Source organism: Nonomuraea sp. NPDC005692, from assembly GCF_040631115.1.
In the GTDB taxonomy this organism is placed as follows: Bacteria; Actinomycetota; Actinomycetes; order Streptosporangiales; family Streptosporangiaceae; genus Nonomuraea.
On sequence record NZ_JBEXYU010000011.1, the window covers coordinates 73,431 to 85,487 of the forward strand.

The following is a 12,057-nucleotide window of genomic DNA, read 5'->3' on the forward strand; positions in this document are numbered from 1 at the left end:
CCGGCCCGCCCGGCGCAAGAATCCCAGGTCAGTGGACGCGGCTCCGGATCAGCCGGTCGAGCAGGCCGTGCACCTGGGCGGGTGACAGGGCGGCGCCCTGGCGCAGGCACTCGGCCAGCTCGGCGGCGGGCAGCGCGTGCCGGATCAGCTGCTCCCGCTCGGCGCCGTCGGCCGGGTCCAGCTCCGGCGGCGAGAAGCCGACCCGGGCCCCGACCGCCTCGACCGCGCCGAGCAGGCGGGCGCCGTCCCGCGGCAGCCCGCCCGCGGTGAGCACCCCGGCCAGGGTGTGGGCCATGACCAGCCAGGACGTGACGTCCTTGTCCTCGTCGAGCATGCGCAGGATCGGCAGCCCGGACGCCAGCGGCCGGTCGGTACGGCCGCTCAGCAGGTCGATCTTCATCAGCAGCCAGGTCGAGGAGGCGGTGACGAAGCGGTGTCCCGTCCTGGTGGCCACCTCGATCGACCGGGTCAGCCACCCGGCCGCCTCGCCCGTCTCCCGGGCGAACACCAGCAGCATGCCGAGCACCATCAGCGCCTCGGCGTGCAGCCACTCCATGCCGGCCACCTCGGCCAGGTCGAGCGCGGCACGGGCGTCGGCCAGGGCGTTCGGCGCCCCGCACAGGCCGCCGAAGAGCGCGCGGTAGGTGAGGGCGCGCCCCTCGGCGACCAGGTCGTCGGCCAGGCGGGCCATCTCGGCCGCCTCCCTGGCCCGCCGGCTCGCGGCGGGGAAGTCACCGGCCAGGTAGTGCAGGCCGGCCATGCCGATCAGCGCCTGGGAGCGCACGCCGGGCTCGGCGTCGGGGTAGAGCTCCATGGCCGCCGACAGGCTGGCCAGCCCCTCGGCGACGTGGCCCCTGCGGTACCAGAACCACGACAGCAGGCCGGTGAGCCGCAGCGCGTACCCGCCGTCGCCGGCCAGCATCGCCGAGGTGAACGCGGCCCGGTGCTCGGCCTGGTCGGCGAGGAGCACCTCCATCGCGGCGGTCGCCCCCTCGCCGCGGATCCTGGCGTCGGCGGCCTCGGCTCGGCCCAGCACCCAGGCGCGATGCGCGGCCTGGGCCTCGGCCAGCTCGGCCGGGTCCTGCCGGGCGCGGGCGAACTCCTTGATCGTCTCCAGCAGCCGGTAGCGACGCGGCGAGGTGCCGGGCTCGACGGCGACCAGCGACTTGCGCACCAGCGCGCCCAGGCCGCCCAGGACCGGCCGCCCGCACACCGCGGCCGCGGCGTCCAGGTCGAAGCCGGAGGCGAACGCGCCGAGCCGGTGGAACAGCTCGCGCTCGGCGGGTTCGAGCAGGTCGTAGCTCCACTCCACGGTACGGGCGAGCGTGCGGTGCCGCCGCGGGCCGGCGCCGTCGGTGAGGACGCTGAACCTGTCGTCCATCGAGGTGAGGATCTGCTCGACCGACAACATGCGGCACTGCCCGGCGGCCAGCTCGACCGCCAGGGGCAGCCCGTCGAGCCCCAGGCAGAGGCGTTCGGCGTTGGCCAGCTCCGCGGGTGTCGGCTCCCAGCCGGGCGCGGCGGCCCTGGCCCGGCTCAGGAACAGGTCGCGGGCGTCCGCCGTGGACAGCGGCGGCACGTCGTACAGGGCCTCGCCCGGCACGCCGAGCGTCTCGCGGCTGGTGGCGAGCACGCGTACGCCGCCCGCCCCGGCCAGCAGCTCCGACACCGTGTCGCGGACGGCAGCCACGAGGTGCTCGCAGTTGTCGATCACCAGCAGCGGGCTCCGGCCGCGCAGCGCGTACGCCAGGCGTTGCCCGGTGACCGGCCCGGTGAGCCCGAGCACCTGGGCGATGGCCCCGGCCACCAGCGAAGGGTCGGCCAGCCCGGCCAGCTCGACCAGCCACGGCCCGTCGGCGTCGTCCCTGGCCCGCGCGGTCTCCAGCGCCAGCCTGGTCTTGCCGATGCCGCCCGGCCCGCTGAGCGTGACCAGCCGGTGCTCGGCGAGCAGCGCGGCCACCTGCTCGACCTCGGCCGCCCGGCCGACCAACGCGGTCACGGGGAAGGGCAGGTTACCGCCGCGTTCCGGCAGCGGCGCGGCGACGCCGGGGCGCAGCCCGTCGTCCTGGGCCAGCACCGCCGCCTCCAGCTCGCGCAGCCCCGGCCCCGGGTCGATGCCCAGCTCCTCGGCCAGCACGCGGCGGGCGGAGCGCAGCGCGGCCAGCGCGTCGCCCTGGCGGCCCGACCGGTACAGGGCCAGCACCAGCAGCTCCCAGCCGCGCTCGCTCATGGGCTGCTCGGCGGTGAGCTTCTCCAGCTCCGGCACCACGGCCGCGTGCCGCCCGAGCGCGAGCTGCGCGGCGTACAGGCTCTCCCGCGCCGACAGGAACAGACCCTGGAGCCGCGCGATCTCCGGCACGGCGAAGGCCGCGCCCGCGAACTCCCCGTACGGCTGCCCGCCCCACAACTCCACGGCCTCGCTCAGCACGGCCAGCGCCGAGCTGTGGTCGCCCGACTCCAGCAGGAGCTGCCCTTCCGCGACCTTGCGGGCGAACCGCTCGGCGTCCACGGCGTCGGGCTCGACGCGCAGCGTGTAGCCGTTGCCGACGCGGGCCAGCACGCTCTGCGGCGACCGGCTGGTCCGGCCGGGTTCGAGGGCCTTGCGCAGCCTGGTGATGTAGGAGTGCAGGGTGGGCATCGAGGCGGGCTCGCCCTCGTCCCAGGCGGCGTCGAGCACGCGTTCCGCCGAGACCACCTGCCCGCGCGCCGCGACCAGCACGGCGAGCACCGCGCGCTGTCTCGGGCCGCCGAGCGCGACCTCCACCCCGTCGATCTCGGCCACGATGGGCCCCAGCACCTTGACGCGCAGCGCCACTTTCCACCTCGGTTCAGCGGCCCGGGCCACCCCGGGTCAAGGAAGCTTAAATGAGGTTTGGCACCGATTGCTGCTTTGTTACGACTTGACTTATTCGTCATCTCCCCAGTTCGGAGCCAGGTTCCTGGCGATCCGGATGTCGTCGTTGCTCGTGCCGGCGGGCACCATGGGCCACACCATCGCGTCCCGGTGAGTCGATCAGGCGGCCCTTGTCATCCGCTGGTGGCCAGTTGCAGGTGCTTGCGGCCGGGCCCCCGGCGGGCCTCGGCCGCCCGGTCCCGCCACCAGGTCAGGCCATTGCGGGCGGCCAGCCGTTCGAGCTCGGTCAGGTGCCGGAGCGCGCTCTCGTGCCGGCCGGTCGCCTCGGCCAGCAGCGCGAGATGCCAGTCCACCGGCCCCACCCAGGCGCAGGCCGACAGGACGGTGATCCGGCCGCCGAAGGGCAGCAGCGCCTCGTAGAGCACGCGGCACTCGTGCACCCGGCCGAGCGCCGCCGCGGCGGCGGCCCGCAGGCACAGGGTGGACGGGCGCGACCGGTCGAGAAGCGGCTGGCCGTTCAGCTTGCGGGCCTCGTCCATGCGGCCCTGGGCGTGCAGGTGGAGGGTACGCGCGGCCTGGTCGAGGGCGTGGTTCGCGCCGCTCAGGACATCGATGAGCGGCCCTGCGGCGGCCATCGTGCCCCGGTGGTAGGCCAGGGCCAGGCGGCCGGCGGTCACGGCGCGGGTGGCGTGCCAGATGCCGAGGCCGGTCGCCTGGTCGGCGGCATCGGCGTACAGGTCGTCCGCCTCGTCGAAGTGGCCGCCGAGCACCAGCCGGCCCGCCCGCCACAGCGTGTGCTGGAAGCGCGGCCAGGGCAGCGGGAGCCGGTCGAGCAGGTCGTCGCAGCGGGCCGCGGCCAGGTCGGCGCCGGTGACGTCGAAGAGCTCCATCCGGTTGTGGGTGTCCATCATGTTCGCGAGCAGCTGGTAGGCCGGCTCGCCGTCCGCCAGCTCGTGCAGCTCGGCGGCCAGGTCCGTCAGCTCGTGCACGTGCAGGGGACGCGGCAGCGACAGGTGCCTGGCGTTGAGCGCGCGCATCAGCAGCCGCCGGTCACCCAGCCGCCGGGCCATGGCCACGGCCTGCGCGGACAGCCCATGGGCCCGCGGGTCGCCGGAGGCGTCGTAGAGCTCCTGGGCCAGCCCGGCCAGCAGCATCGCGCGCTCTGCGCCGTCCGGTTCGGGCAGCTCGCGCAGCGCGTCCTCGAAGCGGCGGACGAGCAGCGGGTCGGCCGCGCCGTACGGGTCGCGCAGCGTCCAGATCGACGGCGTGTCGAACGAGGTCAGCGCCCGGACCCGGAGCGCCGCTCCCCCGTCCGCGATGCGGTCGGCCGCCCGCACGGCCTGGTCCCTGACCCGGCGGGCCCTGGCCGGCTCGCCCGCCGCGAGCAGCGCGCGCACCTGCCGCAGCAGCAGCTCCACGTGCTCGGCCGGGTCGCCGCCGCAGGCGTCGTGCGCGGTCACCGCGTGCCCCAGCCAGGACGCGGACTCGGCGTAGCCCAGGCGCAGCTCGGCCTGCTCGGCCGCGGCCCGCGCCCACCGCACCGCCTCCCCGTACGCCACCGGCCCGGCCTGCACGGCGTGATGGGCGATCACCTCGACGTCGGTCGCCGGGCGGGCGGACAGGGCGGCGGCGAGGTCGCGGTGCAGCGCGGCCTTGCGCAGCGGCGGCAGGTCCCTGACGAGCGCCTCGCGCACCAGGTCGTGCACGAACGCCAGCCGCCCGCCGGCCCGCGCCGCCAGCAGGCCGCCGCGCACGGCCCGGTCGAGCGGCCCGTACGCCTCCTCCCCCGCGACCCGGGCCACCACGGCCGGGTCGAACTCCCGGCCGGCCAGCGCCGCGACCGCGAGCACGTCCGTGACCCCGGCGAGCGCGTCCAGCCGCAGCCGGACCAGCTCGGTCACCGCTTCGGGCACCCCGTCCACATCCGGGTTCCGAGCAAGCAGCCTGATGCTCTCGCGCAGGAAGAACGGGTTGCCGCCGGTGCGGTCGGCCATCCTGGCGCACGACTCGTCGTCCAGCTCGACGCCGAGATCGGCCGCGATGGCGCGGACCGCCTCGGGGCCGACGCCGGTCAGGCGCAGCCGCGACAGGTCGTAGCGGACCAGCCGCCCGAGCACGTCGCCGGTCCCGGTGCGGAAGGCCGCGACCAGCGTGACCGCGCCGCCGCGCAGCAGCATGACCAGGTGCCTGAGCAGGTCGAGCGAGGCGGGGTCGGCCCATTGGAGGTCGTCCAGGACGATGACGAGCGGCTGGGCGCGTGAGGCCGTGACCAGCCACCGGGCGGCGGCCTGGTTCCGGCGCGACAACAACGCCTCGGCCGGGCCCCCGCCGTCCGGCGGCGCTTCGGGGCGGGCGTCGAGGAGGCCGGACAGGGGCTCGCGGTCCGGCGGCGGGCAGTGCGGCTCCAGCGCCTGGAACACCTGCGTCCACGGCCACAGCGCGGGCGTGCCCTCGGCGTCGTGGCAGCGTCCACGGAGCACGAGCCGGCCGAGCCGCGCGCAGTGCTCGCCGAACGCCTCCAGCAGCCGCGTCTTCCCGATCCCCGGCTCACCGCTGACCTCGGCGACCGCGAGCCCGGCGGGCGCGGCCCGCTCGGCCACCGCCACCAGCTCGGCGAGCTGGGCCGCCCGCCCGTGCGGGATGTCCAGCGGGCGTGGCGCGGCCACCAGCGCCGGGGTGTCGTCCACCGGCGCGAGCGAGCCGGCCTGGCGCAGGATGTCCGACTCCAGTGACCGCAGCTCTGGTCCGGGATCCAGGCCGAGCTCGTCGGACAGCCGCCTGGCCGCCGTGCGCAGCACGGCCAGCGCCTCGGCCTGACGCCCGGTGCGGTACAGGGACAGCGCGAGCAGGCACCACAGGCGCTCGCGCAGCGGGTTGGCGACGGTCTCGGCCTCCAGCTCGGTGATCAGCGCCTGGGGGCGGCCCAGGTCGAGCAGCGCGCGGGCCCGCCGCTCGACCGCGACCAGGCGCAGCTCGCGCAGGCGGCTCACCTCGATGATCGCCCACGGCTCGTCCTGGAACTCCTCGTACGGCGAGCCGCGCCACAGCCCGAGCGCCTCCTCCAGGCAGGCCAGCGCCTCCTCGGCCGACCGGAACTCGGCCCGGTTCACCAGCTCGGCGAACCGGAGCGCGTCCACGTCGCCGGCGGCCAGCAGGTAGCCGGGCGGGCGGGCGATCAGCGTCCTGGGCCGGGCGCGCGGCCCTCGGTCCGGCTCGATCGCGCGGCGCAGGTTGGAGACGTAGGAGTGCAGGGTGGGCAGGGCGCTGGGCGGGGGGGCGTCGCCGTACAGGTCGTCGATCAGCGTCTCGGCGGGGACCACGGCCCCCTGCGCGACCAGCAGCCGGGCCAGCACGGCTCGCGGACGGGGGCCGCCGAGACCGACCGCGCCCCCGTCGGCGTCGCGGACCTCCAGCGGCCCCAGAACTCGGAATTCCACGTTGTCCCACTCATCGGCTTCGTCCTAATTGATCACAGTATGGTCGGGCCGACTTGAAGGAGACTGGAACCCTCTACGTGCCCGCCCTGATCGGCACGACGTTGCCGGGCCCGCCGCGGCGTGGCAGCGCGAACCAGGTGGCCTTGCCGACCAGGTCGGGATGGGTCAGGTAACGCTGGGGATGGCAGCCGTAGAAGCCGTCGGAGAGCCGGGCGACGATGCGCAGCCCCCGTCCGTGCTCGGCGGACGGGTCGGGGACCGAGGGGGCGGGCAGGGGCGGGCCGGCGTCCACGACGACGCACATGACCTCCTTGGCGTCCACGTGGAGGAGCAGCTCGTAGGGGCCCTCGCCGTACATGAACGCGTTGGTGACCAGCTCGCTCACCATGAGGACGGCGTCGTCCACGACGTCGTCGTGCAGGTCGAGCCCGGACAGCTCGTCCCGGATGATCGACCGGGCGTGGCCGACGGTCCGGGCGTCCGGGCGCAACGGCCATACGTACTGCATCCGGCTCCGCCGGGCCGACCGCAGCCTGGACATGGCCTCTCCATCCTGGGAAGGGCGGCGACGAATGCTCGTTTCAGTCAACACGAGACCTGCCTCCGAGTTGTCGGACATGCGGCTGTCCAAACCTGTACGCACGGAACGGCCATTCGGGTCGAACGTTTTCCGAGAAATCCTGACTTTCTTCGCAGCTCGACATGTCCTCCCAGGTCAGCGGGTACGGACAGGGCCATGAGCAGTCCTGACGAGAGCACCCCCGCAACCGACACCACGCCGCTCCTCGACGCGGCCAGGCGTCCGGCCGAACGTCCGGGTGAGCGCCCGGCCGGGCGTCCGGACGAGGCGGGGAAGATCGTGGCCGAGCACAAGCCCGCCGGGCAGGCGGCGCTGGAACAGGCCCTGTCGCAGGCGGGCATACACCTGGAGGACCTGACCGGCGAGACGCCCGACCGGCCGCGCGGCTAGGACCGGCCAGGCCCGGGGCGAGCGCCCCGGAACCGGCCAGGCCCGGGGCTACGGGCGGCCGATGCCCGCGCCCACCTCCTCGATGAGGTCGTCGACCCGCCTGGCCAGCTCCACGTCGAGGGCCGTCACCGCGCCCACGGAGACGGTCCTGACCACGATGGCCAGGCCGCCCTCGGTGTCCTGGAGCTGGGGCTGCCGGCCGTGGGTGACCTTGAGCCGGTCGAGCGCGCGGCGGACGGCACGCAGGTTCTCCCGCGGCAGGGCGATCTCCCGGCGCAGCGCCGAGCGGTCGCCGCTCCACAGCGGCAGGGTGGCGAGGGCCGCGGCGATCTCGCCGGCGGTGAGCGGGGCGGCGTGCCCCTTGGGGCCGGTGATGCCGCCGCCGCTGTCCGGCGGGTCGAACAGGGGGCGTACCTGCTCGGGGATATGCAGCCGGGCGACCAGCTCGGGATCCTGCTCGGCGACGGCGGCCAGCACGGCCTGGGCCCTGATCCTGGCCTGCTCGGGCGGACGGCGGCCGAGCAGCGCCGCCTGCCGGACGAAGCCCTCCTCGGTGCCGTCGTTGCGCGGATGGTCCATGGGGAAGTCGTCGGTCAGCTCGGGCGGCAGGGCGTCGATGAGCTCGCGCCGGTCGTCGTCGTCGAGTGTGCGGGCGAGCGTGGTCAGCGTGGCCTCCGCCGCCGCTCTGGCCGGGCCGGCGCCCAGGCCCGTCATGCGGCCGATGGACGCCAAGAGTGCACGATATTCCATGATTCGTCCCCCGATCCGAACCTTCAGGCTCCCCGTGCCCAGGTCAGAGGTGTCGACACCTCCACACGACCTGCGGGGTGAGGGGCACGTCGGTGAGGCGTCCGGCCAGCTCGGGCATGGCGGCGGCGACCGCGTTGCCGATGGCGGCGGGAGGGCCGATCGTGCCCGCCTCACCCGCCCCCTTCATGCCGCCCGGGGTGAGCGGTGAGGGGGTCTCCAGCAGCACGACCTCGATGTCGGGCACCTCGCGGGTGGTCGGCAGCAGGTACTCGGCGAGCGGCTGCCCCTCCTCGGTGTGGACGATCTCCTCGGTCAGCGCCATGCCGATGCTCTGCGCGACCCCGCCGCGGATCTGGCCCTCGACCAGGGACGGGTTGACCAGCGTCCCGGCGTCGTTCACCACCCAGTAGCGCTCCACCTCGACCGCGCCGGTCTCGGGGTCCACCGCGACGGCGGCGGCGTGCGCGCCGTAGGCGAAGGTGTAGGCGGCCGGATCGTAGCTGACCCGCTCCTCCAGGCCCGGCGTGACGCCTTCCGGCAGGTCCCAGGCCCGCCAGGCGGACGTGGCCAGCTCCCGCAGCGACACCGACGCCCGCGGGTCGCCCTTGACGCGCACGGACTCCTCGGCGATCTCCAGGTCGCCGGGCGCCGCCTCCAGCCGGTGGGCGGCGATGGCCAGCAGCTTGTCCCGCAGCCGGGCGGCGGCCTGGACGAGCGCCCCGCCGCCGACCGCGAGCGACCGGCTGGCGATCGACCCGATCGACGAGTACGGCGTCGCCGCCGTGTCCCCCAGCACCACCCGCACCCGCTCGATCGGCACCCCCATCCGGTCGGCCGCCACCTGGGCCAGCGCGGTCTCGATGCCCTGCCCGATCGAGACCACCCCGGACGACACCACCACCGACGCGTCCGGCTCCATCCGCAGCACCGCCGTCTCGTAACCGCCCGCCTGGATGCCCGACGCCTTCATCTCCATCGACGGGCCAAGGCCGGTGGTCTCGACGTGGCAGGAGTAGCCCACGCCGCGAAGGCGGCCGTCGTCCACGCCGGTGACCGGGGTGACCAGGTCACGCAGGGTGCGCAGGGCCCGGGGGTAGTCGCCGGAGTCGTACTGCTGGTAGACCCGGCTCGTGCAGGGCAGCTCGTCCGGCGCCAGCATGTTGCGCAGCCGCAGCTCGACCGGGTCGAGGCCGAGCCTCCGGGCCGCCTCGTCGATCAGGCGCTCCCTGGTCCAGGTGCACTCGGGCTGCCCGAAGCCGCGGTAGGAGCCGGTCGGGGTGGTGTTGGTGACCACCCCGCGCACGCGTACGCCCACCCGCTCGAACCGGTACGGCCCCGGCAACAGGGTGGCCGAGACCGCGAAGGGCGAGATGCCCACGTTCGAGGGATGGGCGCCGAGGTCGCCGAGGATGTCGGCGTGCAGGGCGACGAACCGGCCCGCGCCGTCGAGCGCCAGCCTGGCCCGGTGGACGGCGGCCCGCGCGGGCAGGGTCGCCGACAGCCGGTCGCCGGGCGACTCGGTCCAGCTCACCGGGCGGCCCGTCCGCATCGCGGCCAGGCAGACGAGCGCCTCGTCGGGGTAGACGTGCTCCTTGCCGCCGAACCCGCCGCCGGTGTCCCGGCTGATCACGCGTACCCGGTCGTGGACGAGCCCGAACGCGTCGGCCAGGTGCTCGCGCACGTGGTGCGGGGCCTGGGAGGAGATGTGCACGGTCAGCTCGTCGTCGGCGTAGGAGGCCACGACGCCGCGCGGCTCGATGGGATGCGGCGAGATCCGGCCCATCCTGAACGTCATCTCGACGACGTGCTCGGCGGATTCGACGAACTCCGCGCAGTCGGCGTCGCCGAGCAGGAAGTCGGTGACCAGGTTCGTGCCCCACTCGGGGTAGAGCAGCGGCGCGTCCTCGTCGAGGGCGCGTTCCGCGCCGACGGTCGCGGGCGACTGGTCGAGCTCCAGGTCCAGCAGGTCCGCGGCGTCCCGGGCGGCGGCGGGGGTGCCGGCCACGACGACGGCGAGCGGCTGGCCGGCGTACCTGATCGTGTCGTCGAGCACCCGGTAGGAGGCCGACCGCTGGCCGGGGGCGAGGGTGACGCAGGGCAGCCGCAGCCCCGAGGCGTCGGCGGGGGTGATGACGTCGATCACCCCCTCGACCGTCCAGGCCGCCTTGGCGTCGCAGCCGAGGAGCCGTCCGTGCGCGACGGGGCTGCGCACCACCACCGCGTACGCCATGCCAGGCAGGCGTACGTTGCCGACGTATCTCCCCTTTCCGGTCAGCAGTCTGGCGTCTTCCCTGCGAGGCGTCCGCGCGCCGACATAGCCCATGGGCCGATTGTGCGCGCCGCGAGGCGTGCGGTCCATATACGAACTCGCCGGGCGGCAGGCGGGAAAGACCAGGTCAGCGAGGGTATCGATGCAGACTTTTCTTCCATATCCGGATTTCACGGCCAGTGCCGGGGTCCTGGACGCGCTGCGGCTGGGCAAGCAGCGGGTGGAGGCCCTGCAGGTGTTGCGCGCCCTGACCGTCCCCGGCTACGGCTGGCGCCACCACCCCGCCGTCAAGATGTGGGCCGGCTACGAGGAGGCCCTCGTGCGCTACGGGCTCGACGTGTGCGACCGCTGGTGCTCGACCGGCCGGGCCGACACCTGCGCGGCCACGATGTCCGTCGAGCTGGGCCGCGCCTGCGGCACCCCCGTCATCCGCACCCAGCACGAGCTGGCGGCGGCCGGCGAGCTGCCGCCCTGGCTCGGCGACGACGCCTTCCACCGCAGCCACCGCTCCGCCCTGCTGCGCAAGGACCCCGGCCACTACCGCCCGCTCTTCGGCGACGAGCCCGACGACCTCGAATACGTCTGGCCCGCCTCCGGCCGCCCGCCCGCCTGCCTACCGGCCTGACCCCGCTCCGGCGCCGACGCGCGCACCCGTGAGAAGGGACTCTGCGTGCCGCGTCGCCGTGGCGGCGCCGAAGGCGACGAGCCGCACCAGGTCCTCGTCCGTCGTCGTGGCCCCGCGCCAGGCGGCGACGTCCGCGTCGGTGACCCGGTAGGGAGCCAGGGCGGCGAGCAGCGCGAGCCGAGCTCCCGGCCGTTCCTCGTCGGGCACGCCCGTCAGCGGGCCCGACAGCCGGTCGCCGCCCATCGGCGGGTGCTCGCCGTCCCAGGCCGCGACCGCCGCGGTGACGGCCGTCCGCGCCGCCTCGCCGAGCAGGTCCCCGCCCGTCCCCGCGACGGCCATGAGCGTGGCGTACGCCGTGCCGACCGGCGTGCCGGCCGCCCAGGCGGGCTCGGCCGAGGAGGGCAGGCCGTCCAGCACGTCCAGGCCCGCCCCGGGCGGCAGCTCCCTGCGTACCGTCCGGGACATGGCCCGGCCGCCCACGCTGCGCACCAGGCGCGACTTCTGCAGGTTGCCCGGCAGCAGGTTCTCGGTGAGCAGGGACGAGGCGATCCGGTTGACGAAGTGGAAGGTCAGCGCGGTGCCGACGTACGCGGGCGCCTGGTCCGCGGGGAAGGGGGCGGGCACGCGCCGGTCCTTGGCCCACCGCAGCAGCGCGGCGTGCCCGGGATCCGCCGGCACGCCCCCGGCCGCGACGGTCTCGGCCAGCCGGTGGTCGCCGGTGGCGTGCAGCAGCGTCGTGTGCGCGGCCACGCAGAACGGGCACCGGTTGGCCAGTGACACCCCCAGCGCCACCACCTCCCTGCCGGTCCTGGACCCCGGCCCGGCCAGCAGCGACTCCCGCAGCAGCGCCCAGGTCCCGGCCAGCACGGCGGGGGCGGGCGACAACGTCAGGAAGACCGCCATGCGGGCCATGCCGAAGTCGTCGGCCAGGCGCGCGTAGACCTGGGCCACCCGGCCCGTGGCGTCCTGCGGCCGGACGGGCGTGACGTAGCGGAACTGGCCTGCGGCCGTCGGCGTCGTGTTCATGGCCGCCATGGTGGGGCGCGGGCAGGGCCGGAGTCGTCCTGCCCGGGATGACTCCCGCGGCTACGGCGCGGGGCGCAGAGGCGGGTGGCGTACGACGGCGGGAGTAGTGCCCCATTCCGCCCACGT

At 75.2% G+C, this 12,057-nt stretch carries 8 protein-coding genes; 2 read left to right on the top strand and 6 right to left on the bottom strand.

The features are described 5' to 3' along the window. Positions 1-28: 28 nt before the first annotated feature. The 3 genes from ABZ459_RS23440 to ABZ459_RS23450 all read right to left on the bottom strand — a co-directional run bounded on the left by ABZ459_RS23440 (position 29) and on the right by ABZ459_RS23450 (position 6,832). Positions 29-2,815 carry a BTAD domain-containing putative transcriptional regulator gene (locus ABZ459_RS23440; protein WP_357973705.1) on the bottom strand — a complete coding sequence of 929 codons (2,787 nt, stop codon included), beginning with the start codon at positions 2,813-2,815 and terminating at the stop codon, positions 29-31. A gap of 212 nt (positions 2,816-3,027) precedes the next feature. After that, the gene (locus ABZ459_RS23445; protein ID WP_357973708.1) at positions 3,028-6,291 is read right to left on the bottom strand and encodes a BTAD domain-containing putative transcriptional regulator; all 3,264 of its coding nucleotides are present in this window, start codon (positions 6,289-6,291) and stop codon (positions 3,028-3,030) included. Positions 6,292-6,364: 73 nt separating this feature from the next. Beyond that, positions 6,365-6,832: an ATP-binding protein gene (locus tag ABZ459_RS23450; protein WP_357973711.1), complete on the bottom strand. Its 468-nt coding sequence runs from the start codon at positions 6,830-6,832 to the stop codon at positions 6,365-6,367. A 195-nt stretch (positions 6,833-7,027) separates the two neighbouring features. Between ABZ459_RS23450 and ABZ459_RS23455 the strand changes: the two genes are divergently transcribed. After that, the gene (locus tag ABZ459_RS23455) at positions 7,028-7,261 is read left to right on the top strand and encodes a hypothetical protein (protein ID WP_357973714.1); all 234 of its coding nucleotides are present in this window, start codon (positions 7,028-7,030) and stop codon (positions 7,259-7,261) included. A gap of 48 nt (positions 7,262-7,309) precedes the next feature. On the opposite strand, the gene ABZ459_RS23460 is transcribed toward ABZ459_RS23455, so the two are convergent. Next, the gene (locus tag ABZ459_RS23460; RefSeq protein WP_357973717.1) at positions 7,310-7,993 is read right to left on the bottom strand and encodes a DUF2267 domain-containing protein; all 684 of its coding nucleotides are present in this window, start codon (positions 7,991-7,993) and stop codon (positions 7,310-7,312) included. 61 nt (positions 7,994-8,054) lie between these two features. After that, positions 8,055-10,334: a xanthine dehydrogenase family protein molybdopterin-binding subunit gene (locus tag ABZ459_RS23465; protein WP_357973720.1), complete on the bottom strand. Its 2,280-nt coding sequence runs from the start codon at positions 10,332-10,334 to the stop codon at positions 8,055-8,057. Between the two features lie 88 nt (positions 10,335-10,422). On the opposite strand from ABZ459_RS23465, the gene ABZ459_RS23470 reads away from it, so the two are divergent. Beyond that, positions 10,423-10,905: an MSMEG_6728 family protein gene (locus ABZ459_RS23470; protein ID WP_357973723.1), complete on the top strand. Its 483-nt coding sequence runs from the start codon at positions 10,423-10,425 to the stop codon at positions 10,903-10,905. On the opposite strand, the gene ABZ459_RS23475 is transcribed toward ABZ459_RS23470, so the two are convergent. Beyond that, positions 10,894-11,931 carry a carboxymuconolactone decarboxylase family protein gene (locus ABZ459_RS23475; protein ID WP_357973726.1) on the bottom strand — a complete coding sequence of 346 codons (1,038 nt, stop codon included), beginning with the start codon at positions 11,929-11,931 and terminating at the stop codon, positions 10,894-10,896. The two genes, ABZ459_RS23470 and ABZ459_RS23475, sit on opposite strands and share 12 nt — an antisense overlap. Between the last annotated feature and the right edge of the window lie 126 nt (positions 11,932-12,057).